Origin of the sequence: Enterococcus sp. DIV0876 (assembly GCF_050529585.1) — a bacterium.
Classification (GTDB): domain Bacteria; phylum Bacillota; class Bacilli; order Lactobacillales; family Enterococcaceae; genus Enterococcus_D.
In genome coordinates, this window is record NZ_CP172882.1 from 1597839 (window position 1) to 1621303 (window position 23465).

At 41.9% G+C, this 23465-nt stretch carries 23 protein-coding genes; 3 read left to right on the forward strand and 20 right to left on the reverse strand.

Annotated features, from left to right (window positions below; translation table 11 throughout):
* Window positions 1-40 precede the first annotated feature (40 nt).
* From IGI41_RS07385 to IGI41_RS07425, 9 genes are all read right to left on the reverse strand, one after another.
* Complete coding sequence (locus IGI41_RS07385; protein ID WP_430609110.1) at window positions 41-967, reverse strand: aspartate carbamoyltransferase catalytic subunit; 927 nt, start codon at window positions 965-967, stop codon at window positions 41-43.
* A gap of 42 nt (window positions 968-1009) precedes the next feature.
* Complete coding sequence (locus IGI41_RS07390; protein WP_430609111.1) at window positions 1010-2290, reverse strand: solute carrier family 23 protein; 1281 nt, start codon at window positions 2288-2290, stop codon at window positions 1010-1012.
* Between the two features lie 20 nt (window positions 2291-2310).
* Complete coding sequence (pyrR, locus tag IGI41_RS07395) at window positions 2311-2847, reverse strand: bifunctional pyr operon transcriptional regulator/uracil phosphoribosyltransferase PyrR (RefSeq protein ID WP_430609112.1); 537 nt, start codon at window positions 2845-2847, stop codon at window positions 2311-2313.
* 243 nt (window positions 2848-3090) lie between these two features.
* Complete coding sequence (locus IGI41_RS07400) at window positions 3091-3999, reverse strand: RluA family pseudouridine synthase (protein ID WP_430609113.1); 909 nt, start codon at window positions 3997-3999, stop codon at window positions 3091-3093.
* Window positions 3983-4465 carry a signal peptidase II gene (gene lspA, locus IGI41_RS07405; protein ID WP_430609114.1) on the reverse strand — a complete coding sequence of 161 codons (483 nt, stop codon included), beginning with the start codon at window positions 4463-4465 and terminating at the stop codon, window positions 3983-3985. The genes IGI41_RS07400 and lspA overlap by 17 nt, the downstream gene beginning before the upstream one ends.
* Window positions 4462-5169 (reverse strand): CBS domain-containing protein, encoded by a 708-nt coding sequence (locus tag IGI41_RS07410; RefSeq protein ID WP_430609115.1) that lies wholly within the window; start codon window positions 5167-5169, stop codon window positions 4462-4464. Before IGI41_RS07410 ends, lspA begins: the two co-directional genes overlap by 4 nt.
* Window position 5170: 1 nt before the next feature.
* Window positions 5171-5572 carry a hypothetical protein gene (locus tag IGI41_RS07415; RefSeq protein WP_430609116.1) on the reverse strand — a complete coding sequence of 134 codons (402 nt, stop codon included), beginning with the start codon at window positions 5570-5572 and terminating at the stop codon, window positions 5171-5173.
* Between the two features lie 496 nt (window positions 5573-6068).
* Entirely contained in the window at window positions 6069-7739 is a 1671-nt protein-coding gene (locus IGI41_RS07420) for a formate--tetrahydrofolate ligase (RefSeq protein ID WP_430609117.1), read from the reverse strand.
* 159 nt (window positions 7740-7898) lie between these two features.
* The gene (locus tag IGI41_RS07425) at window positions 7899-8324 is read right to left on the reverse strand and encodes an EbsA family protein (protein WP_430609118.1); all 426 of its coding nucleotides are present in this window, start codon (window positions 8322-8324) and stop codon (window positions 7899-7901) included.
* 65 nt (window positions 8325-8389) lie between these two features.
* On the opposite strand from IGI41_RS07425, the gene IGI41_RS07430 reads away from it, so the two are divergent.
* The gene (locus tag IGI41_RS07430; protein WP_430609119.1) at window positions 8390-8800 is read left to right on the forward strand and encodes a ribonuclease HI family protein; all 411 of its coding nucleotides are present in this window, start codon (window positions 8390-8392) and stop codon (window positions 8798-8800) included.
* Here IGI41_RS07430 and cls read toward each other — a convergent pair.
* The 4 genes from cls to IGI41_RS07450 all read right to left on the reverse strand — a co-directional run bounded on the left by cls (window position 8786) and on the right by IGI41_RS07450 (window position 15659).
* Entirely contained in the window at window positions 8786-10252 is a 1467-nt protein-coding gene (cls, locus tag IGI41_RS07435; RefSeq protein ID WP_430609121.1) for a cardiolipin synthase, read from the reverse strand. The genes IGI41_RS07430 and cls overlap by 15 nt on opposite strands.
* A gap of 9 nt (window positions 10253-10261) precedes the next feature.
* On the reverse strand, window positions 10262-11404 hold the full coding sequence (locus IGI41_RS07440; RefSeq protein WP_430609122.1) for a cation diffusion facilitator family transporter: 1143 nt from the start codon (window positions 11402-11404) through the stop codon (window positions 10262-10264).
* A gap of 215 nt (window positions 11405-11619) precedes the next feature.
* Complete coding sequence (gene alaS, locus IGI41_RS07445; RefSeq protein ID WP_430609123.1) at window positions 11620-14262, reverse strand: alanine--tRNA ligase; 2643 nt, start codon at window positions 14260-14262, stop codon at window positions 11620-11622.
* 347 nt (window positions 14263-14609) lie between these two features.
* The gene (locus IGI41_RS07450) at window positions 14610-15659 is read right to left on the reverse strand and encodes a DUF7278 family profilin-like fold-containing protein (RefSeq protein ID WP_430609124.1); all 1050 of its coding nucleotides are present in this window, start codon (window positions 15657-15659) and stop codon (window positions 14610-14612) included.
* A gap of 70 nt (window positions 15660-15729) precedes the next feature.
* Between IGI41_RS07450 and IGI41_RS07455 the strand changes: the two genes are divergently transcribed.
* On the forward strand, window positions 15730-16155 hold the full coding sequence (locus IGI41_RS07455; RefSeq protein WP_430609126.1) for a GNAT family N-acetyltransferase: 426 nt from the start codon (window positions 15730-15732) through the stop codon (window positions 16153-16155).
* Between the two features lie 41 nt (window positions 16156-16196).
* On the opposite strand, the gene IGI41_RS07460 is transcribed toward IGI41_RS07455, so the two are convergent.
* A complete protein-coding gene (locus IGI41_RS07460; RefSeq protein WP_430609127.1) occupies window positions 16197-17543 on the reverse strand; it encodes a DEAD/DEAH box helicase in 1347 nt (448 codons plus the stop codon).
* Between the two features lie 58 nt (window positions 17544-17601).
* Window positions 17602-18753 (reverse strand): VanZ family protein, encoded by a 1152-nt coding sequence (locus tag IGI41_RS07465; protein ID WP_430609128.1) that lies wholly within the window; start codon window positions 18751-18753, stop codon window positions 17602-17604.
* 88 nt (window positions 18754-18841) lie between these two features.
* Between IGI41_RS07465 and IGI41_RS07470 the strand changes: the two genes are divergently transcribed.
* Window positions 18842-19168 (forward strand): hypothetical protein, encoded by a 327-nt coding sequence (locus IGI41_RS07470; protein ID WP_430609129.1) that lies wholly within the window; start codon window positions 18842-18844, stop codon window positions 19166-19168.
* Between the two features lie 128 nt (window positions 19169-19296).
* On the opposite strand, the gene IGI41_RS07475 is transcribed toward IGI41_RS07470, so the two are convergent.
* From IGI41_RS07475 to IGI41_RS07495, 5 genes are all read right to left on the reverse strand, one after another.
* Window positions 19297-19530, reverse strand: coding sequence for a hypothetical protein (locus tag IGI41_RS07475; protein ID WP_430609130.1), 234 nt, complete (start codon window positions 19528-19530; stop codon window positions 19297-19299).
* Window positions 19527-19907 carry a hypothetical protein gene (locus tag IGI41_RS07480; protein ID WP_430609131.1) on the reverse strand — a complete coding sequence of 127 codons (381 nt, stop codon included), beginning with the start codon at window positions 19905-19907 and terminating at the stop codon, window positions 19527-19529. Before IGI41_RS07480 ends, IGI41_RS07475 begins: the two co-directional genes overlap by 4 nt.
* Window positions 19908-19987: 80 nt before the next feature.
* A complete protein-coding gene (locus IGI41_RS07485) occupies window positions 19988-20653 on the reverse strand; it encodes an HD domain-containing protein (protein ID WP_430609132.1) in 666 nt (221 codons plus the stop codon).
* 120 nt (window positions 20654-20773) lie between these two features.
* Window positions 20774-22273, reverse strand: coding sequence for a carboxypeptidase M32 (locus tag IGI41_RS07490; protein WP_430609134.1), 1500 nt, complete (start codon window positions 22271-22273; stop codon window positions 20774-20776).
* Window positions 22270-23433 carry a THUMP domain-containing class I SAM-dependent RNA methyltransferase gene (locus IGI41_RS07495; protein ID WP_430609135.1) on the reverse strand — a complete coding sequence of 388 codons (1164 nt, stop codon included), beginning with the start codon at window positions 23431-23433 and terminating at the stop codon, window positions 22270-22272. Before IGI41_RS07495 ends, IGI41_RS07490 begins: the two co-directional genes overlap by 4 nt.
* Window positions 23434-23465: the final 32 nt, after the last annotated feature.

Sequence of the window (23465 nt, forward strand, 5' to 3'; positions counted from 1 at the left end):
GCTTGCTTCCTCCTCTGGTGGTTGTGTTCATCTTAGTGTTTTATGCTTTGCCATTGAGTACTGCTTCTAAAATCGCCATCCGCATATAGACGCCGTTAGCCATTTGTGTGACGATGCGTGACCGTATACTTTCTACAAGCGCATCAGCCAATTCAACATCGCGATTAACGGGAGCGGGATGCATAATGATTGCATGGTCCTTCATTCTGGCAGCTCGTTCGACAGTCAAGCCATGTTGTTGCAAATAGGCTTTTTTGGAAAAACTTTCCTTGCCATCATGGCGCTCATGTTGGACCCGCAACATCATCATCACGTCGACTTCAGTGACCAGTTCATCTAGCGGCAGCCAATGACCATAGACCTCATACTCTTCGTCATACCATTCTTTAGGACCTGAAAAAAAGACCTGCGCCCCTAAACGTTTCAGCATTTGCATATTTGATTTTGCAACCCGTGAATGGGTAATGTCACCAACGATGGCTACTTTCAAATCGGTGAACTGACCGAATTCTTCATAAATCGTCATCAGATCAAGCAAACACTGGGATGGATGCTGTCCACTCCCATCGCCGCCATTGATAATACTGCATTGAATCGTTTTGCTTTGGATCAGTTCGTCATAGTAGTTTTCATCGCCATGACGAATGACCGCGATGTCTACGCCTAATGCAGACATCGTTAATACAGTGTCATAAAGTGTTTCACCTTTTTGTACTGAGCTGGTAGAGGCCTCAAATTCGATCACCTCAATGCCTAATTTTTTTTCAGCCACATCAAAACTTTTATGGGTGCGCGTACTGTTTTCAAAGAATAGATTGGTTGCAAAATATTGTGGCTTCTGAGGCGTCCATTTGGCGCCTTTTTTAAAGGCTTGGCCCCTTCTGATGAGTCCCATGACCTCACGATCAGATAATGCTTCTACTGTTAATAGATGTTTTAAACTGATTTGTTCGGATTGGATAATCATGAATGTAATCCTCCTATTATGCGGATGATGAGTGACGATTGCTTACTGTTCTTCACTGCGAGAAGTTTCTGGCAGAACTAAATTCAAAAAGATACCTAATACTGTGGCAAGTGCCATCGCGGATAATGTAAACGTACCGACCGTGAAGACCAAACCGCCGATGCCCACGACTAAAATCACAGAGGCGATGATCAGATTCTTCTTGCGGTCAAAATCAATCTTGTTGTCGATCAAAATTTTCAATCCACTGGCTGCAATGACACCGAAAAGCAAGAAGCTGATACCGGAAATCACTGGACCAGGAATACTTAAAATCAATGCACTTAGTTTACCGACAAAGCCCAATACGATCGCCAGGACCGCCGCTCCTCCGATAACAAAGACACTATGCACACGCGTGATTGCCAAAACGCCGATGTTTTCACCATAACTTGTGACTGGTGGTCCACCAACAAAACCGGCAACGATTTGGGCAAATCCATCACCCATCAATGTGCGATTCAACCCCGGTTCTTCAAAGAAGTTACGTTTTGTCAATTTATTCAAGACCATCAAGTGGCCAATGTGTTCTGTCATGGTCACAAAGGCAATTGGTGCCATTGTCGTAATAGCATTCAAATGCAAGGTCGGTGTGTAATTGACAAAAGGTATTTCGAAACTTGGCAGACTGAACCAAGCAGCATCGATGATTGGTTGAACATCAACGATCCCTGCCAATAAAGCAATCAGATAGCCGCCAACAATACCAAGTAAAATCGGAATCAGCCCTAAAAATCCCCGTAAGAACATGTTGAAGAAAATCGTTAAGCCTAATGTTGCTAAAGCAACCAAGATATATTTAAAATCATAGACACTGTCATTGTACATTGCATTTTGGGCAGCGTTGGCTGCTAAGCCTAAACCAATGACCATGATCACTGGACCCACGATGATCGGCGGTAAAATCTTGTCTAGCCATGCTGCACCTGCGCGCTTGATGATCATTGATACGATCACGTAGACAAGCCCGGTAGTGATCGCCCCTTGCGCGATCGCTGGATAGCCATCTGATTTCATCAACATTTGCATAGCAGCGATAAACGCAAAGCTGCTGCCAAGATAAGCAGGAATCTTACCTTTGGTGGTCATCAGATAGACCAAGGTGCCCAATCCTGAACTGACTAAGGCAATACTTGGGTTGATCCCAACTAAAATCGGCACCAAAACGGTTGCGCCAAACATTGTGAATAAGTGTTGTAAGCTAAGGCCTAGCCAAGGCAATGCTTTTGGTCGATCTTTAATGTCTAATACTGCATCTGGGTTACGAAATTCTTGCTTCTCCATGTTCTGTGTCACGCTTCTTCCTACTCGTTTTCTTTGTTGATCATAATTCGGTCTGAGCCATCAGTTTCTTCCATTTCAACGATGATCTCTTCACTTAAAGCTGTTGGGATATTTTTGCCGACAAAATCAGCTCTGATCGGCAATTCGCGGTGACCACGGTCAACTAAAACTGCCAGCGAGATTCTTCTCGGTCTGCCGATATCCATGATCGCATCTAGCGCTGCGCGAATCGTCCGGCCAGTGAATAAGACATCATCGATCAAAATCACTTCTTTGCCATCAATCGCTGTTGGGATGTCTGATGAGTGGATCTCGGGATCATCTTCTGACTTTTTATCATCCCGATATAAGGTGATATCAAGTTCGCCAACTGGGACGTCCACACCTTCTAGTTGTTTCAAACGTTCAGCGATCCGTTGGGCGATATAAATACCTCTGGTTTTGATCCCCACCAAAATCAAATCTTCGATGCCGCGATTTCTTTCAATGATTTCGTATGTGATTCGGGTCAAAGCGCGTTTCATTGTTACTGCATCTACTACTTCTTTCGCTGTCATATATTTCCCTCCTAATTTTGAACATAAAAAAACTCCTACCTGCTTGAGGTAGGAGTCATGTTTTCTGATTACAGCCAAACTTTAGCATATGTGCGGGGGTTTGGGTACGCGTCATCATCTAGCAAGGGTTCGATCTCCAACGCGGGAGTCGTCTGCTTACTCAATCCTTCTTAGCCTCACGGGACTACATTTAAAGGAGCTATTTAGTTGTTAGGAATACTATACATTTCTTTAAACGAAAAATCAATCATTTTTTCGCAGTTTTTTTAACGTTTCTTCAAAGAGGGCTGGCAATGGTGCTTCAAAGACCATGCTTTCGCCTGTTGTTGGGTGGGTAAAGCCTAATAATTTCGCATGTAGAAATTGGCCATTGCCTTTGAGCGTTTTCTTTGGACCGTATACAGGATCTCCTGCTAAAGGAAAACCAATATATTGCATGTGGACCCTGATTTGATGCGTTCTGCCCGTTTCAAGCTGCAACTCCACCAATGTGAACTGATCGAATCGTTCCAAGACTGTAAAATGCGTCACAGCCGGTTTGCCGTCTTCAATCACAGCTTGCATTTTTCGATTGACTTTTGATCGGCCAATCGGTGCAGTGATCGTGCCTTTTTCATGACTGATGTTGCCATGCACCAATGCGACATATTTACGTAATGATGTTTTATCTTTCAGCTGTTTAGCCAAAGATTCATGGGCATGGTCATTTTTGGCGACCATTAAAAGACCAGAGGTATCTTTGTCGATCCGGTGAACGATGCCTGGACGTACAACATCATTGATTGTTGATAAATCATCCAAATGATACAGCAAGGCATTGACCAGGGTATGGTTAGGATGTCCGGCTGAAGGATGGACCACCATCCCCTGTGGTTTATTGATAACAGCGAGATCGCTATCTTGGTAAACGATCGTCAAAGGAATATTTTCTGGTTCCAGTGTCAATATTTCAGGTTCAGGAATTTGAATCACAAAATGATCCCCTGATTTAACTTTATAATTGGCACGAATCGCTTCACCATCGAGTGTGACCGCATCTTCTTTGAGCCATTGTTGGATCTGTGAACGTGTATAGTCTGCCAAACGTTGCGCCAACACTTTATCGACCCGGCCTTTTTCTTCGTTAATGATTACTTCAAGTTGTTTTTTCATGGTGTGCTCCTTGCCCTTTTGCTTCATCATCGACTAATGCATAAATAAAAATCAAAATCACGCCAAAAACCAATGACATATCTGCGATGTTGAAAATTGGAAAATTAATAAAATCTAGTTGAAACATATCTACGACGTACCCATGCTGCATCCGATCAATAAAGTTTCCGATGGCTCCCGCAAGAACAAATGCCAAACCAAAGCGAAACCAAAGACTGCTTTTACGATAACGGAACATCAAATAAACGACGACCGCCACAGCAATCACCGTGATGATCGCAAAGAAAACCATTTTGCCTTCCAAAATACTCCAAGCAGCACCAGTGTTTTGTAAATACGTCAACGAAAAAATACCGTCAATCATGGAGTGGGTTTCTCCCAACTGATAGTTCGCGACGATCCATATTTTTAGCCATTGATCTAATCCAATCACAATTGCGCTTAACAAAAAAAATAAAGCTATCATACATTTTCCACACTTTCTTCATTAAAAATATCCCGCGGCCGAATAATACCTAATAAATTGCCATTGGGATCTTGATTTTTGGTGATCAATACTGCTTCAAGAAATGTATTCTTCTGAAACAATTCTTCGACTTCACTAATCGTAGCATCTGGTCCCACAAATTGATAATTGGCTTTTTTGCCATCTGCATCTAATATTTCAGCCGCAGTCCGCCCCGCTAACGCTAATGTACCTTGCTGGCTTTCCTTAGCGAACCAATAGCCCAAGATGCGCAGCGTGATCAATCCCAAAAAACGCCCATTTTCATATAGTGGGAATTGGGAATAACGTTTTTGGGCAACTGTTTTCAACAACTCAGTCAATGGCAAGTCTTTTTCAAAGCCAGTGACTTTCTTGGCAAATTTAGGTAAGACACGCTCTGGTTGCAATAACTCTTTTTCAATGGCTTGAATGCGTGCGACAACCCACTGATTCGGTTCGGCAATCACAAAGTTTTCACCAATTTTTTCATGGACGATCGCATTGCGTAATTGAGCCATTTGCAATAAATCGTCTTCAACCTTTTTGATCGTTCCCTTTTGACTTTTTGCCAAACGACGCACCATTTCCGAAAACCCCATATTCCGAGGATTGTCTAGTGCATCACGCAAATATTTTTCGATCCGATTGAAACTACTCAAAAATAAATCAGCACCACTTGCCATCTCATTCAACCTCCTTAATCAAAAACGCATGCGCCAAGTAAAAGCGCAAGCCAATACCATAAATAACAATCAAAATAATCAATAATAACCATAACCAACCATGTGTATAAAATAAGCCGCTTAAACCCGCAAAGACGAAAAAAATGATATAACTGGTGAAATAAAACCGTTTCAGCAGCGGATTGAGTACAATTTCAAGTTTAACAGACCCACCACGCTGCCTCACCATATATGGTTGACTGCGGAGTATGAATAGCTTTACTGTCAATGGTTGTAAGGGATCAATCATTAAGATTTGTGATTCTTCATGGGCTATACTGGCAATCCGTTGTTGTTTTTGCATCAATTGAATTGGGCTACCCATGCCAAAAAAACCGGTTCGACGTTTGATTTCAATTTGCATACGCGCACACACTCCAATTTTTTAAGTATACTTGAAAATTGACAGAAATAAAACAGCTTTTAACATCCCTTTTATGATTATAACAAGAAATCATCAATTTTGCTCCTATGGTTGATGAGAAACCAAACTTCGGTCCGCTAGTACTGTTCATCATCTACTCTGGCTTGCTTTGCAAGCCAATCATAGTGATTCGAAACGATGGTTACTACCCTCTCTTCGGTCCGCTAGTACTGTTCATCATCTACTCTGGCTTGCTGCACAAGCCAATCATAGTGATTCGAGACGATGGTTACTACCCTCCCTTCGGTCCGCTAGTACTGTTCATCATCTACTCTGGCTTGCTGCACAAGCCAGTCATAGTGATTCGAAACGATGGTTACTACCCTCCCTTCGGTCCGCTAGTACTGTTCATCATCTATTCTGGCTTGCTTTGCAAGCCAATCATAGTGATTCACAGCAAAAACGACTGCTTTTTTGGCAGTCGTTTCCTTATTGATTAAAATAGGCCGATTGCTTGTCCGTCAGATGTTACATCCATCTTCAAAGCGGCTGGTTGTTTGGGTAATCCAGGCATGGTCATCACTGTGCCTGTTAGGGCCACGATAAAGCCGGCGCCTAGCTTGGGTACAAATTCGCGGATCGTTACGGTAAAGTCGCTTGGCGCACCTAATCGTTTAGGGTCATCACTAAACGAATATTGGGTTTTCGCCATGCATAAGGGTAATTGATCCCAGCCATTTTCGGCGAATGCCGTTATCTGCCCTTTGGCTTTTGCAGAAAATTCAACAGCAGTACCGCCATAAATTTCGCGGACGATCGTTTCAGCTTTATCAACCAATGAACTTTCATTCGCATACAATCGTTGATAGTTTGCAGGCGTACTTTCGATTGCTTGGACTACTGCATTGGCTAATGCTTCTCCGCCTGCCCCGCCATGTGCCCAGACATCAGTTCTAGCTATTTGGACATCTAGATCTTTGCACAAAGCTTCTACTAGTTCTCTTTCTGCCTCCGTGTCTTGCACAAAAGCATTCAGTGCTACGACAACAGGGATCTGATATTTACGCAAATTGCTGACATGGCGTGCTAAATTGCTAAAACCAGCACGGATCGCAGCAAGATTTTCGGTACCTAACGCGCTAACTGGTACGCCGCCATGCATTTTTAACGCACGGATCGTTGCCACAACAACAATTGCGTCTGGTGCTTTCGATAAGTTCGGTGTTTTGATATCGAGGAACTTTTCAGCACCAAGATCCGCACCAAAACCAGCTTCGGTCACTGTGTACTCCCCTAAGCGCATGGCGGATTCCGTTGCGATGACACTATTGCAGCCATGAGCTATGTTGGCAAAAGGCCCCCCATGCACCAATGCTGGTGTTCCTTCGATCGTTTGGACAAGATTCGGTTTCAACGCGTCTTTCAGCAATAAAGCCAATGCGCCTTGCACTTGAAGGTCTGCTACAAAAACTGGTTGACGTTCATAGGTATACCCAATCAAAATTTTGCTCAATCGGATTTTCAAATCATCAATATTTGAAGCCAGACATAAAATCGCCATGATTTCACTTGCGACGGTGATATCAAACCCATCTTCTCGCGGCACGCCTTGTACAGGGCCGCCCAATCCAACGATCACTTGACGTAACGCACGATCATTTAAATCTACCACACGCTTCCAAGTCACTCTACGTGGATCAATGTTTAATTCATTTCCTTGTTGGATATGATTATCGATCAATGCCGATAACGCATTGTTCGCTGCTGTGATTGCATGCATGTCTCCGGTAAAATGCAAATTGATATCTTCCATAGGCAACACTTGTGCCATACCACCACCGGCTGCGCCACCTTTGACCCCCATTACTGGCCCTAGAGAAGGTTCTCTTAAAGCAATAACGGATTGTTTGCCGATTCGATTCAATGCATCTGCCAGACCGATCGTCACCGTTGATTTTCCTTCTCCTGCAGGTGTCGGGCTGATTGCAGTCACTAAAACCAATTTCCCGACTGATTGTTGCTTCAGTGCTTCAATCGCGGTCCATTCTAATTTGGCTTTATATTTGCCATATAAAGATAAATCATCTTCAGATAACCCAATCTGTCGAGCTACCTCAACAATCGGTTTAAGCGTTGTTTCTTGTGCAATTTCAATATCCGATTTCATTTTAACCCTCTATTCACGAACTATTTAGCATATAAACTTAAATTCGTTTGCTATATATCTATTATACTTGTTTTTCGGCATATGTGAAGCCTGAGTTTTTTGCTAGACCACAAAAATCCCCTCTCATTCAGCGCTAGCGTTCATGAGAAGGGATTTTTATCAATCGATTGGTGGTTGTTTTTCTGACCCGCAGGAAATGATTTGTGATGCGGTCTTTTGGGAAAGGAGCGCTGCCAATGCTACCCCATCATTCTTGCGAAAAGCAGCAGTCCAATGACCATCACCAGTTGAAATTTTAAGCAAGCGTCCTTCAATGCAGATATGATCGATATCTGAAAACAAGATGATTCTTTTTTTCCAAAATCGTGCATAGCAAATCGTCAATTGGGTATCCTCCAGTGACACTGTACGCCGAAGGCCCAAATAAACAAATAGGAAGAAAACCGCCAATACCAGATTGCTTTTCCAATAAGGATGAGTATGTTCTAGAGCCAAAATCAAACTATAAAATAAGACGATCATTGTCAATGACCAATAGATAATGGCTGTTGCAGCTTCTGGCTGCCAAAAAAATTTACGCTTCATAAAATTTCCTCACACCATTTATTTCTTGTATACTATAAGATAATCATAACAAAAAGGGTGAAAATATGTTAAAAATCTATCTCGATGCTTCCACCAAAGGCAACCCAGGCCCTAGCGGGGGTGGAATCGTACTTGTGGGCGATCAGCTCTATGAACAACTATCTTTCCCATTAGAAAATCTCAGCAATCACCAAGCAGAATTTGCAGTGATGCAAAAGGCGTTGACCTTATTGCTTGAAAGAAATCTTCATCAACAAACGTGTATGTTCTTCACCGACAGTAAAATCGTTGCCCAAACCATCGATAAAGACTATACCAACAATCCTGCTTTTCAAGATTATTTAACAGCGATCCGTACCTTATTGGATCAATTTTCTTTGGCAATCATTCAGTGGATCCCTGAAAATCAGAACAAAGGTGCCGACCATTTGGCGCGGCAAGGACTAGCAAAAGCACTTCGATTAAAGGATCGGTGAAAGCAAACGAGAAAAGTTTTGTTTGAACCGTAACCAATAAGATTGTTTTGCCAAAATTTCATCTGTCAATAATGTCGATTGCAGCATATCTGCTTCAAAAAAGTCTTTCAATTTTTTGGTGACATCATGATCGTAAGTAAAAGCATTGACTTCAAAGTTTAACGCATAACTGCGAATATCCTGATTGGTCGTACCAAAAGAACAAATCGTATCATCCATCATCACAGTTTTGGCATGTAAGAAGCCATTGTCATAGATGTAGATTTTTGCCCCTCGACGATGTAAGTAATTGGCATAATGCTGGGTAGCGCGATAAATGAATGGATGATCAGGCATGCAAGGAATCATGATCCGTACATCGACGCCTGAATGAATCGCGATCTCAAGTGCGTTCATCATACTGTCATCTGGTATCAAATAGGGTGTTTGGATCCAGATTGATTCCTTAGCGGCTAAGATCATTTTGACAAATCCGCCTTTAAGTACTTGCGTTTCTGATTCTGGCCCATCCGCCACGATTTGCATATCGACATTGCCAGACTGCTCTTTTGATGGCAAAACAAAATAATTGTCTTCATATTCTAATTGATCTTCTTCTTTTTGAACGGATGCATTCCAGTCGCGAATGAAAATCTCTTGTAAAGTAAAACTAGCCGTCCCGACGATTCGGGCATGTGTATCACGCCAATAGCCAAACTTGGCTTTTTTCCCTAAATACTGGTCGCCAACATTAAAACCACCCGTCCAGCCGATTTGACCATCGATCACAACGATTTTGCGATGCAAATGATAGTTCAAGCGGGTATTGCGAATCAAGTTTTTGGATGTAATAAAGGGCACGACTTTCCCACCGGCATCAATCAGCGGTTGGAAAAACTTACGATTGGCTTTAGGCGAACCCCATGGATCATACACCAAGCGAACCTCGATCCCCTCTTTGGCCTTATCAACCAAGATCGACAAAAATTGTCCACCGATCTCATCATTAAAAAAAGAGTAATATTCTACATGCAGATTGTCTTTGGCTTGTTTCATATCTTCAAACAATGCTGCAAATTTTTCTTTGCCATCCGTATAAAAATCAACTTTGTTGCCTTTTGTCAAAGGAGACTCATCCAAATTTTTGAAATAGCGTTCCAATAGATGGTTGTCATCCGAATACGGATGATCGGGAAAAGAATAATTATGTACCTTGATGATTTGGTTGATCTCATTGATACGGCTTTGGTGGTGCTCACTAAATTTATAAATAATTTCTCCATCGATGCCGCGTCCACAAAACAAATACAAAATAAACCCTACCCCTGGAATGAAGACCAAAGTCATCATCCAAGCAAACACACTCGCTATTGAGCGTGGTTTGCGAAACACGGTGATAAAGGCTGCTACTGTATTGATGAACAGCAAGACCAATAACACCGTCGAAACCATACTCATATCCATTTTAATCATATTTTCCTCCTACAATAGATAACTATGGTCAAAGGTGATCTGCACCACATAGTCTCCTAACTCCTCTGTCATTTTTGTCTGCAGCATTTGTCGTATTTCCTCATCTTGATAACCAGCTCCACTAGGTATGACCAAATCAAGGTAAATGTTCTGCCCCGATATGCGAAAATCGTGCATTCTCAATTGCGGATCAATCATCCGTACGAATAATTTGGTTGCTTTTCTTAATTGACGATATTGGGGATCATGGATCGGCACCGGATCCAAATGACAGACCAATTCTACTTGCAGCTGCTTAAAAAAATCATGTTCGATCTGATCAATCACTTGATGGGCTTGATTCAACGTCCAGGTATCATCCACTTCGATATGTACACTGGCAAATCGATTGGCTGGTCCATAATTATGCACGAGCAAATCATGAAAACCTAGTATCGTTTGATAGCTCGCTAACCGTTCTTCCATTTCTGCCAGCTCTGCTTCTGTCGGACGACTCCCCAACAACTCATTGATAAAGGTGCGGATCATCTGAATCCCATTATATAGGATATAAAGGGCAATCAGCAAACCAACATAGCCATCGATTCTCAATGCTGTCAACCACTCGACAAAAGCTGACAGCAAGACCGCCGCTGTCGTAACGACATCATTGATACTATCTTGACCGCTGGCTTTTAAGGTAGCAGAATCGATTTTTTTCGAAAGCGAACGATACATCATACCTTGCCATATTTTGATCCCTATAGATAAACTCAAAACAATAAACAATGCTGGTGAAAGTCGGATATTTTCTGGTGTCATGATTTTATTGATAGAGGAAAGCAAGAACTGTCCGCCAACAAAGGTTATCAACAAAGATACCACAAAACCACTGATTGCTTCAAAACGCGCATGTCCATAAGGATGTTCACTATCTGCCGGCTTACCGGCAATCCGAAAGCCGATCAATGTCAGCAATGAAGAAGCCGAATCGGTCAGACTGTTGATGGCATCAGCCATGATCGATACGGATCCTGCAGACAAGCCAATCAAGAACTTACCAATAAACAATATCAGATTGGAGCCTAAACCTAGCCAACCTGCGGTCAATCCTATTGCCGTACGGTCATATTGACCATTTTTTTGGTAACGTTTTTTAAAAAAATCACCCATAAGGCCTTCCCTCCCGCTTGGACATCATCTTTCTTATTTTACCCCGAATGAAAACATTTAAACAACTATTCGTATCGCCATTTTGAAAAAAGCTTTTTAAAAACTGAACCATTCCGCAAAAAGTCAAATGACATTTAAAAAGATAACAGAATGAAATAAATCATTCTGCTATCTTCTAAAAAACTGCTGAAAGTGCATCTAACATAACAGCAAATTTATTTTTCAGACAACCAATCTTTGGCCTTTGTCAACGCAGCGGCAATACCTTCAGGATTCTTCCCGCCTGCTTGTGCCATATCTGGACGGCCACCACCGCCACCGCCAACGATTGGTGCAATCGTTTTGATCAAGTCGCCAGCTTTAAGTCCTTTGGCATTCGCAGCATCATTGATAGCTGCCAATAAATTGACTTTGCCATCATTGGCTGTCGCTAAGACTAGGACATCTGAATAGTCTTTTTGTTTCCATTGATCCGCTAACTGACGCAATTGGTTCATATCTTTGACATTGACTTTTGCTGTGATCAAACGGATACCATTGACATCTTCGATTTTTTTGAAAACATCTTCGGCTTGTTGATTCGCCAATTTGCTGGCCAACGCTTCATTTTCTTTTTGCAACTCTCGCAACTGCAGTTGCAATTGTTCAGTCTTTGCAACGACTTCTTTGATTTGCGCTGATTTCACGATTGATGCAACAGCTTTAAGTTGTGCTTCTTCTTCTTGCAATAAGCGATATGCTTCTTCACTAGTTACCGCTTCGATTCGTCGGACGCCTGCGCCGATACCAGACTCAGAAACGATTTTGAAAATACCGATATCCTCAGTATTCGTCACATGAGTCCCCCCACATAACTCAATAGACCAATCAGCAACATTGACCACACGGACTTCATGGCCATATTTCTCGCCAAACAACGCCATCGCACCCATCCCTTTGGCGGTATCGATGTCTGTTTCGATCGTCACAACTGGCAATGCTTCCCAAATTTTTTGGTTGACGATTTGTTCCATTTCACTCAATTCTTCCGCAGTTACTTGGCCAAAATGACTGAAGTCAAAGCGTAAATGACCTGGTGCTACCAATGATCCAGCTTGATTGGCATGGCTGCCCAACACTTCTTTCAACGCTTTATGCAGCAAATGGGTCGCCGTATGGTTTTTGATGATTTTGTTGCGACGGTGTTGGTCCACTTGCAAGAAATACATATGGTCGACTGTGATTGGTGCTAGGATCGTTACTGTGTGCAAGAATTGACCATTTGGCGCTTTCTTGACGTCTGTCACTTCGGCAACGATTTGGCCTGCTTCATCAACGATCGTTCCGGTATCTGCTACTTGTCCACCCATTTCTGCATAGAAAGGTGTTTCAGCAAAGATCAATTTCGCTTCGCCTTCACTAGCAGCTTCTTGCAATGCTTCTCCTTGGATCAAAATCAGCAACGTGCTTTTGACTTCTTGCATGTCATAACCGACAAAACGACTGTCGACTTTGATATCAGTAAGCAAGGCTGATTGCACACCCATAGATAACTCCGTTTGACGAGCTGCACGGGCCCGTGTCCGTTGTGCTTCCATTTCAGCTTCGAATCCTTGATGGTCAACTTTCAACCCTTCATCTTCAGCAACTTCTTCCGTCAACTCTACTGGGAAGCCATAAGTATCATACAATTTGAAGATATCTGCCCCTTGCAAAGTATCTTGACCGCTCGCTTTGACAGTTGCGATCACATCATTCAAAATCGCTAATCCTTCGTTGATCGTTTCATGGAAACGTTCCTCTTCACTACGAACAACCTTTTCAATAAAGCCTTGTTGTGCCAATACTTCTGGGTAATAACTTTCCATGATATGACCAACGATCGGTACCAATTTGTATAAGAAGGCAGCATCGATCCCTAGTTTTTTCCCATGCATGACCGCACGACGCAGCAAACGACGCAACACATAGCCGCGGCCTTCATTTGAAGGCAATGCACCATCGCCAATGGCAAAAGAAAGTGCACGAATGTGATCCGCGATCACTTTGAAAGAAATATCAGTTGTTTTGCTATCCCCATAGGCAACACGACCACTTAATTGTGCAACAGCTTCAATGATTGGCATAAATAAGTCAGTTTCGAAATTTGTTGGTGCATTTTGAACGATTGACACCATCCGTTCAAGCCCCATCCCTGTATCGATATTTTTATGGGGCAGTGGTTCATAAGAGCCGTCTGGTTGATGATTGAATTCTGAAAAGACCAAGTTCCAGATTTCTAAATAGCGTTCATTTTCGCCGCCAGGGTAATTTTCTGGATCATTTTCAGCTACATCGTTGAACGCTTCTCCACGGTCATAAAAAATCTCTGAATCCGGTCCACAAGGCCCTGCACCGATATCCCAGAAATTATCCTCGATCTCAACAATGTGATCTGGGGTCAATCCAATTTCTTCCGCCCAGATACGTTTTGCTTCGGTGTCTTTCGGGTAAACAGTCACATATAGTTTTTCCGGATCAAAGGCCATCCACTCTGGTCCAGTCAAAAATTCCCATGCCCAGTGGATTGCTTCTTTTTTGAAATAATCGCCGATCGAAAAGTTGCCTAACATTTCAAACATCGTATGGTGACGGGCTGTTTTGCCGACATTTTCGATGTCATTGGTACGAATCGATTTCTGAGCATTGGTGATTCGCGGATTTTCTGGTACAACTGTGCCATCAAAGTATTTTTTCAGCGTAGCAACACCGGAATTGATCCATAATAAGGTTGGGTCATTGACTGGTACCAATGACGCACTTGGTTCGATTGAATGGCCTTTAGATTGAAAAAAATCTAAAAACAGTTTTCGTACTTCTGCACTGGATAATTGTTTCATTATATTCTCCTACTTTCTGCTAAGTTCGTTCAGGTCGTGGTGTGCGTATCATGAAGTCCTTTCGATCGTCACGCGGTTGTGAAAAAAGACAAAAAAACACCATTGCAAAAACAAGGACGTGAATACGCGGTACCACCTTGCTTGCAATGATGCAAATCATTACCTCTTAGACTCGCTAACACTGAGTACGCGTCAACATTGCTGTTGAAAATCGATCACCAAAGGGAGCCATTCAGCTGGGTACATGTTTTTCTCTCAGCAGCGAAAAACTTTCTGTGATGCAACACCAAACCAACGATATCCTTCGTCATTCAAAGTATAAGGAAAGATATGGGAAAAGTCAATCCTTAGATACGGTCTTTTTCAATCAAAATCGCTTTACGATAGCGGTAATCTCGTGGCGAAAGTATTTTCTCTGGCTGCAAGATTTGTCGTGCGCGATAATAACTGGCATATGGCAGAGCATCCAATAAAGAATGGCCGCAAACAGTCCATTGGTCCATTTTCAATGATAAACCATCCGTCAATTCCCACCCACTGGCTAAACCATATGTGCACCCAAACATATTGGGCTCTAACAACTCAGAGACAGGTAGCGTCATACCATCAACACAGGTTTTCTCATTCCCCCAGCGAAAAAGTCGTCTGGTGCCCGCCCCACACACATATTCCCACTGGTCTTCTGATAGCAAGCAGAATCCTTCTTTGGCAAGTTTGTCTTGCAGCGACTTTTGCGACATTTTTTGATGAACGAACAGCATATAATTGCCTGTCAAAGGATGAAGTTCAGCAAAATAACGATCTTCTTCTAACCTTGTTTGCGGCAATTCATAGGCCAAACTTTCTTCGAATGATGTAGGCATCTTAAATGTTGTTTTTAAATCATCTGCAAATAGATTATAAGCTTCTACATTGCCATGAAATTCTGCAGTAACATTGTCGAGAACACCAACGAAGGTCCCGCCTACAGGCAATGCATGACATTGGACCAGCATTGGTGTAATCGCAACTTTGCGCAAGGGACTCGTCGATTCATTGACATAATCAGTCCAATCTTGTTCGTTTTGGAAACCATAGATTTGTGCCAAATGTGTCACGCGCTCATTTGAGGCTTGCCAAGATTGACCCCAGCTGGATAAAGTCAGCCCTTGAACACCAAGATCCCACCCTAAGATAGCGTCAGAATTCCCCGGTACGAAAACAAAGACTTCATCCTCGATCGTCATGCAAAATGTGTCGCATTTGATTCCAGCATAGGCGTATTCTACATAATGTAAATCCGTAATTTCCTTCAATGGACTGACAAAGTACATCAAGATTTGTTGGATCAGCTGATTTTTGACCTCCAGAGGCAAATTCTTCCAGTTGTTCCAATGCAATGCTTCAAAAAAATCCACGTCATATCCCCTCTCATCTGCTACAATAACTACAACAAGAGTATACCATGAATCTGGAGGGAAAAAATATATGCTTTATTTTGGACGTAGTCTATGGTTGAAATCACAGGTCTACGCTTTGCGGCAAGCCGTATTTGTGGAAGAACAAAAGATCCCTGCCGCATTAGAATTCGATCACTTGGACCAGACTTGCCCTTACTACTTATGGATGGTAAACGACCAGCCGATCGCCACCGTGCGCTATCAGTTTGAAAGACCAAAGATTTTGCAACCGGATCGACTGTGTGTCGCTTCTGACTATCGTCACCAAGGTTATGGGCAGCATTTATTGTTCCTTCTAGAAGAAAGGGGCTTGCGAGAAGGTGCGGAGGAAGCAATATTATCGGCTGAAATCAGTGCCAGCGCTTTTTACTTAGCTTGCGGCTATCACATCTGTTCTACGCCATACCTTGAAGATGGTCTTCCTTGTGTGAAAATGACAAAAACACTCAAATAGCCCTTGGAAAAAATATTTTTCCAAGGGCTGATTCTATCTGATCAACTATTTGAATTTTTTTTATTCTTCCGAGCTGTCCGAGTGGTCTGGCGTCGTTCGATCTTGCGTTTTTCTTTGTTCTTCTTGTCCACAGCCCATTGGATTTTTTTCTTATAAGCTGGTTTGATGTTTTTCTTCTTCTTTTTCACCAAACCAATCAACGTTGGATCCAATTCATCACGAGATTTTTCTCGTTTGGTTCTGCGATTGCGATCGTAAGTATCAACGATTTCATCGTTTTTGATTTCTTTCGGTTGGAAAGTCACACCCAAATCTTCGATTGCTTGGATCGCTTGTTCATCAGCCGGATCATATAATGTGATCGCTGTACCTGCCAAATGATTACGACCTGTTCTACCTACGCGATGAATAAAGAAATCTAAATCGGCAGGAATCTCTGCATTGATGACATGAGAAACCCCTTCGATATCGATGCCGCGAGCAGCCAAATCAGTCGCCACTACATATTGAAATTCCAAGTCATGTACTTGACGCATGATGCGTTTGCGCTCTCGAGGACTGATATCACCGTGAATCTTGGCCACTTTTAAACCTTGGCCCTTCAAATAATCCGCAATATCATCGACGCGACTTTTGGTATTCGCAAAAACAATCGCCAAATAAGGATGTCCCGTGGTCAAAATTTGATGGATCAATTTGTTTTTGTTTTTTCCTTTAGTAGAGATCAACCAATTTTCGATTGAATCAGAAATGACCGCTTTGGCTTTGATTTCTTCAATCAATGGATTTTGCATATATTTCTTCAAAAATGGCCGTAATTTCTCAGGAATCGTTGCCGAGAAAACCAGCATTTGCAATTTTGCTGGCAAACGACTGGCGATTTGATCGACTTCCGTCAAAAAGCCCATATCCAAAGTCATATCTGCTTCATCAACGACAAAGGCTTGTGCCGTATGCACAGCTAAAGCTTGTTCATTGATCATATCAAGAATCCGTCCAGGGGTACCAATCACCACATGTGGTTGTTGATGTTCTAAACGTGCCAATTGACGTTTTTTATCAGTTCCCCCTACAAAGTTCGAGACTCTGATTTCAGGATCATGGAAGCCGCCGATTTGTTTGGCTGCTTGATAGATTTGAACTGCTAATTCACGACTTGGTGCCGTGATCACTACTTGAACTTCATCTTTATTGGCATCGATTCGATCCATCAAAGGAAGTAAAAAGGTATGGGTCTTGCCGCTCCCTGTCTGTGATTGCCCGACAACGCTGCGGCCTTTTTGAATAACCGGGATTAATTTTGCTTGCACTTCTGTCGGTGTCGCGAATTGTTTTTCCGCAAGTGTTTCGTAAATAAATGGTTGAAATTTAAATGACTCAAAAGACATTCAAACACCTTCTTTCTTTTAACATCTTTAGAATTATAGCATAATTCCAAGGGTTTTCCTAACCTTCTTTTGGTTTGACGGTACTTATCGTGTAAGTTTTGCTTCTTTTTTCATAAAAGAACCGTGGTTCTTTTTTGACTGCTGCCCAAATCAGATTGAGATAAAAACCGAATTGGATCAATCCAAAAATCAAAACCATCAATACACTGACAAGAATCAACAAAGCAGAATCTGATTGGATATACGGTGCAAAGAAGACATTGATCCGACTGATACTTGCATAAATCAAATAAAACAAGCCGTAACGCACAAACAAAGCAGACAAACTGATTCTTTGACGTCCTTCTTGCATTAACTTGATTCGAACCATTTTTTTGCCGATCGTTTGTCCTTTTGTCAGATAAGGAATCAACATGAAATAGAACAACACTTCTAACGCAAAATACCAATAATCACTTGTGAAATCGCGTATTTGCCTTTGCGTGACCAAGGTCAAAACCAGTACTAACACTGTGCTCATGACGTCCAAGATTAACCAATCTATCAGCCAAGCAAAGAAACGGCGTGTTACGGTCACGCGGGTATCCCGTGCATAGGATTCGGCATCTATTTCGTCTCTTGTCGGCAATAAGAAGGTGAAAATCGGCGCAATCGTCCATCCTAGGACACCGCCTAAAGTATTGACGAACAAATCGTTGACATCAAAAAGACGATAAGAACGCGGATAGATGAAATATAGTCCTGTTAACTGTGTGACCTCAAAAAATAACGTTAAACAAAACGTCAGCAAGAGGGTTTTCTTAAAGGAATACTTGAAATAATAGCGCAGATAAATGCCAAAGGGTACTGTCAGCAATAAATTGAATAAAGGTTCTAAGACCACACTTTGTTTGAGAGCTGGCAAATAGGTACTAGGGTCATGGATATCCAAAACGGTCTGCTGCAAAAAATGGATCCAAGAAGCACCCAACTGCAGCTCCATCCTAGGACCAGTCATCTTTGCAACTTCCTCAACAGATGGTAGCGGCAAAATGACGAGAAAGTAGGCACATAATAAATAAAATACGAAAGAATACAAAATAATGGCTCTTGACCATATAAAACGGCCATATTTCCGGTATTGTCTGACAAAAAATATCGTTGATATGCCCAACGCTAGAAACGGAAAGAGCAATAGAGCGATTTTGATGGGGCCAATGTAAGCTGACATAACAAACTCCTTTGTAAAAAAATTAGACACGCGATTTCACAAAACAACTATTTTGGCGTATGATAAAGAAAAGGAGGTCGAATAGCTTATGTTAAATCCTTACTTCTCATTCGGCGTGCCCAGTTTATTGCTGGTTTTATATATTGCATTTGCTTTATTCCAACGTTCTGCCCAAATTCCTTATCTCGGGTTTGGTTTGTTTATTATTGCAGGTTTTATGACTGGATTCAGTCTTCAAGTCATCCAACTTGCTTGGAACGAAGTGTCCAAAACATCCCTCGCACATGTGCAAGACATGTATCATTATTCACCGTACTTGCTTTTGATTCCATTGGTGATTGGTGTGATTTTGGTTATCGTTCATCTATATCAAGGATATCTAAAAGTCAGAACCGTTCGTTTGAAAAGCAAATAACTAATCAGTGAATTATTCTTCACTCACGATGCACAAAACAACAACTAACCAGCCACAGGTACTGTCAGCTCATTGCTACACGATCTGGGCTTTGGTTAGTTGTTTTTAGTAAAACAGTTTAATGATGATTAAACATCCTCAGAATCCCCATCAAATGATGTCTCCTCTTGCTCCATAAAAGACGCTTTTACTTCTTCATCGACCTGTGCCAAAAGATATTGCCAATCACTATTTGCCAATACAACAACATCTATGTTGTTTTCTTCATCGATCAATTCCAGATTGGATATGTCCTCACCTAATGACTGAAACAATGCAGCAAATTTTGGGTCATTCAACGTTATATATTCTGTACGCTTCATTCTTCATCACCCCATGAATCGATAAATTCATAAAACAATATATCAATGTATTCCAAATCCTTCATTTTTTGTAATGTGGATAAATCTAAGCGGATAAAAGCTTTCTCCACTAAAATATAGTGATTATCTTCTAACGCATCTTCAATGTAAGGCAAAATTTCTTCTTCATCACCAAGTTTTTCATTGGCAATTTGATCAATTTGCGCAAAGAGCGCTTCATCTTGGAGCAAGAAGTACTGATTATCATAGCGATAGACCGCAACTTCATAATTTCGCAAAGGCAATTCTGCTCGAATGACAAATAAACATTCTCCAGAATCAGAAAGAGCAGGTAATAATTCATTGGGTTGCAGTGCTTGTTGATAATACATTTCCATCCCTCCTTTATATCTATTATAGGGAAGGATCGGCAAAAAAGGAAATAATCGAGTTATAGATTAAAAATCCCTAAATAAACTTAACAGTCCCATTCAGCATAGAATTCTTTGAGAAATTCTTCCATGAAAGTCTTTCGTCTCAAGGCTTCGCGTTTGCCATACGTCGTCTGCATTTTTTCTGGAAGCAAAAACAACTTTTCATAAAAATGATTGATCACTGTTGTCCCCTTCCGATAATCCGCGTGGTCAGTAAAATTTTTGGGTGGGAGATCCGGCAGATGAAGCGGATGTTGATGACTTCCGCCAAAGTAGCTGGTCCGCATGATGCCGATTGCGCCTAATGCATCTAAACGGTCCGCATCCCGAACAACGATTCCTTCCAAGGATGTCATTTTTGCACCTTGCAAGAGTTCTTTTGAGAAAGATAAATGATGAATAATCATGAAAATCGATGTGATCTGTGACTGACTCGCACCAGCTGTTTGTAAGCAATTTGTGACCTCGATCTGGGCTTGTTCCAAATCTGAGACGACTTTATCATCCACTGTATCATGCAGATAAGCTGCGGCTTGTACGACAAAATCATCGACGATCAAATGATCTTCATCAACAATGGCTTGGCTTAAAGCCGCGACGCGCTTGGCATGATCAAACCCATGACCGGTCAAATCTTTTGAAAGGATTTTTTTGGCATAATTGATCACCGGTGCAAGGTCCACATTATTTTTTGGGGGTATATCTGTCATAATTGACTCCTTACTATTTTTTTCACCATAAAAAAGAACCCTTCTGTAAGAAAGTGATGTTGGCTTTGACACCACTACTTCCATCACAGATCAGGCCCCTTTTTTGTCTGTTGCAATCAGCTATTCATTGATTTTATACACAGCAAAGTAAATCTTACGTAAATAATCTAATAGATATTGTGGATTCAATAATTCGCCAGTGGCATCAAGAATCAATTCATTGGGTTTCTTTGACGCACCAAATTGGTGGATGTGTTCAGTCAACCAAAGACGGATCGGTGAATAATCATCAGATGCTAAGACTTCATCGATCGCCACCTCTTTTTGCATGGCATTCAATAATTGGGCTGCATACATATAGCCTAATGCATATGATGGGAAATAACCGAAGCTAGCTCCTGACCAATGCACGTCTTGTAAAATGCCTTCTAGATCATTTTCAGGACGAATGCCTAAATATTCTTCATATTTATCGTTCCAAATCTGTGGCAGATCATCGATAGCCACTTGATCATTAAAAATCATTTTTTCGATTTCATAACGTATGATGATATGCAACACGTAGGTCAAGCTGTCGGCCTCGATCCGTACCAAACTTGCTTCAGAATATTTCAACGAATCATAAAATTCATCAAAAGTGACATCGTCGAACGTGCCTTCAGCGCATGCTTGGAAGAACGGAAATTGTTTTTGCCAAAATGCACGATTGCTGCCGATAATAATTTCGTTGAATAAAGATTGTGATTCATGGATCCCCATTGAAGCCCCTTCATGTACCGGGGTTCCTTGATATTTTTCTGCAATATTTTGTTCATACATGCCATGGCCTGCTTCATGAATGACGCCGAATATGCCCATAGAAAAATCATGTTCATTCCAGCGTGTCGTCAAGCGAACATCATTATGGTTGATGCCGGTGGCAAACGGATGCACTGTGTTATCCAAACGTCCACGAGAAAAATCATAACCCAAGTCTGTAATGACTTTTGAAATAAAGGTCCGTTGTTGTTTTTCTGTCATTTTGCGAGAAAGGATTGTTGTTGCTGGTGCCGTCCCTTTTTCAGCAAGTTGGCGCCGAATATCCATGATGCCATCTCTCACTTGTGAGAAGACATTGTCAAGGATCTCAACAGTCATATTGGGTTCATATTGATTCAATAAGACATCGTAGTCTGTCAGTTCATTCTTTTTCATATACGGAATCATTTCCTTGGTCAAACGAATGTTTTCTGACAACGCCTCTTTGAATAGACCAAAGTCTTTTTCTTTCCGTGCTTTGAGCCAAGCGGTATGGGCTCTAGATGTTGCAGCAGAAGCAGCGATCGCCAATTCTTGCGGGACATCCTTTTGCAGCTCGTATTCTTCTTTCACTAATTGATATGCCGCTTGTCCAACTTCTGATAATTCATCAGGATGTGTACCAAAGTATGCAATGGCTTCTTTGATCGGCGCGCCGATTTTTTTCTCAAAGTACAAGCCATATAGGTAGCTATCCACTTCACTGCGGTATTCACTTGCAGCTTCTGGCATTCCTGTTTGATTATCCCATTCTAAAATACCCATAGCTTGACGCAATAGATCGATTTCTTTTAATTCTTTTAGAAATGCTTGTTCTTTCATTCGACTGGCTCCTTCTTACGCGGCGGACGTTGACCCCAATATTGGAATAGATCAGTCCGGATCGCTCCGTTATATAGTTTGCGCTTTTTGGTTGCTTTTTCACCATAATGGCTTTCAAAAGTCAAATCACTGGTCAAAATATACTTGCTCCAAGTCTTTAATGGTCGGAATGCCTGTCCCATTTCTTTGTATAAACGTTGAACAGATTCTTCCTCGCCCAATCGTTCGCCATAAGGCGGATTGGCCACGATCACACCATATTCCTTCTCCGTTTTGAAGTCTTTGACAGCTTGTTGTTTGAAGACGATCGAATCCCCAAGACCGATTTCTTCGGCATTGCGTTGCGCAATATCGATCATTCGACCATTGATATCCGACCCAGTAATATCTAGTACCACATCATAATCTGCGGCTTCATCTGCTTTCTTGCGGACATCTTCAAAAACAGAGGCTGGGAACCAGTCCCATGTTTCACAGACAAATTCACGATTAAAGCCTGGTGCAATATTGTGTCCGATCAAAGCAGCTTCAATACACAAAGTACCCGATCCGCAAACTGGATCGACAAAAGGTTTATCTTTATGCCAATTGGTCAGCATCACCAATGCAGCTGCCATGTTTTCTTTTAACGGCGCACCGCCTTTTTCCAAACGATAGCCTCGTTTGAACAAACTTGGTCCTGTTGTATCCAGTGTGATCATCGCATGATCTTTCAATAAGGCAACTTCAAGTTGAAAGAAAGCGCCTGTTTCTGTTAACGGTACACTTGCCGGTCGATGATACACATCACGCAAACGATTGACGATTGCTTTTTTGGTGATCGCTTGACAATCAGGCACACTAAATAACTTTGATTTGATCGATTTACCAGCAACTGGAAATTCTGCATCTAAAGGCAAAAAATCCTCCCATGGCAGCGCTTTGACAGATTCAAATAGTTGATCAAAGGTCAACACATCAAACTCACCCACGACGATTTTGATACGGTCTGCTGTGCGCAGCCAGAGGTTTGCAGTCGCAATTGTTTCCAAAGTTCCTTTAAATCGTGCGCGCCCGTTTTCTACCTCGCAAGGGATGCCTAGATCTCGTAATTCTTTGCCGACCAATGCTTCTAAACCGCTGGCAGCCGTTGCAATACAATTAAATGTTTTTTCAGTCATAAATAGCTCCTTCTTGATATAAAAAAACCTTC

Excerpts from the sequence above, each read along its gene's own strand:
- IGI41_RS07410 (WP_430609115.1), bottom strand. The coding sequence starts at position 5,169 with ATGGCAAGTGGTGCTGATTTATTTTTGAGTAGTTTCAATCGGATCGAA.
- IGI41_RS07440 (WP_430609122.1), bottom strand. The coding sequence starts at position 11,404 with ATGGGTGATTTTTTTAAAAAACGTTACCAAAAAAATGGTCAATATGAC.
- IGI41_RS07415 (WP_430609116.1), bottom strand. The coding sequence starts at position 5,572 with ATGCAAATTGAAATCAAACGTCGAACCGGTTTTTTTGGCATGGGTAGC.
- IGI41_RS07385 (WP_430609110.1), bottom strand. The coding sequence starts at position 967 with ATGATTATCCAATCCGAACAAATCAGTTTAAAACATCTATTAACAGTA.
- IGI41_RS07465 (WP_430609128.1), bottom strand. The coding sequence starts at position 18,753 with ATGTCAGCTTACATTGGCCCCATCAAAATCGCTCTATTGCTCTTTCCG.
- cls (WP_430609121.1), bottom strand. The coding sequence starts at position 10,252 with ATGATTAAAATGGATATGAGTATGGTTTCGACGGTGTTATTGGTCTTG.
- IGI41_RS07455 (WP_430609126.1), top strand. The coding sequence starts at position 15,730 with ATGCTTTATTTTGGACGTAGTCTATGGTTGAAATCACAGGTCTACGCT.
- IGI41_RS07470 (WP_430609129.1), top strand. The coding sequence starts at position 18,842 with ATGTTAAATCCTTACTTCTCATTCGGCGTGCCCAGTTTATTGCTGGTT.
- IGI41_RS07400 (WP_430609113.1), bottom strand. The coding sequence starts at position 3,999 with ATGAAAAAACAACTTGAAGTAATCATTAACGAAGAAAAAGGCCGGGTC.
- IGI41_RS07430 (WP_430609119.1), top strand. The coding sequence starts at position 8,390 with ATGTTAAAAATCTATCTCGATGCTTCCACCAAAGGCAACCCAGGCCCT.
- alaS (WP_430609123.1), bottom strand. The coding sequence starts at position 14,262 with ATGAAACAATTATCCAGTGCAGAAGTACGAAAACTGTTTTTAGATTTT.
- pyrR (WP_430609112.1), bottom strand. The coding sequence starts at position 2,847 with ATGACAGCGAAAGAAGTAGTAGATGCAGTAACAATGAAACGCGCTTTG.
- IGI41_RS07460 (WP_430609127.1), bottom strand. The coding sequence starts at position 17,543 with ATGTCTTTTGAGTCATTTAAATTTCAACCATTTATTTACGAAACACTT.
- IGI41_RS07495 (WP_430609135.1), bottom strand. The coding sequence starts at position 23,433 with ATGACTGAAAAAACATTTAATTGTATTGCAACGGCTGCCAGCGGTTTA.
- IGI41_RS07490 (WP_430609134.1), bottom strand. The coding sequence starts at position 22,273 with ATGAAAGAACAAGCATTTCTAAAAGAATTAAAAGAAATCGATCTATTG.
- IGI41_RS07485 (WP_430609132.1), bottom strand. The coding sequence starts at position 20,653 with ATGACAGATATACCCCCAAAAAATAATGTGGACCTTGCACCGGTGATC.
- IGI41_RS07475 (WP_430609130.1), bottom strand. The coding sequence starts at position 19,530 with ATGAAGCGTACAGAATATATAACGTTGAATGACCCAAAATTTGCTGCA.
- IGI41_RS07390 (WP_430609111.1), bottom strand. The coding sequence starts at position 2,290 with ATGGAGAAGCAAGAATTTCGTAACCCAGATGCAGTATTAGACATTAAA.
- lspA (WP_430609114.1), bottom strand. The coding sequence starts at position 4,465 with ATGATAGCTTTATTTTTTTTGTTAAGCGCAATTGTGATTGGATTAGAT.
- IGI41_RS07420 (WP_430609117.1), bottom strand. The coding sequence starts at position 7,739 with ATGAAATCGGATATTGAAATTGCACAAGAAACAACGCTTAAACCGATT.
- IGI41_RS07425 (WP_430609118.1), bottom strand. The coding sequence starts at position 8,324 with ATGAAGCGTAAATTTTTTTGGCAGCCAGAAGCTGCAACAGCCATTATC.
- IGI41_RS07480 (WP_430609131.1), bottom strand. The coding sequence starts at position 19,907 with ATGGAAATGTATTATCAACAAGCACTGCAACCCAATGAATTATTACCT.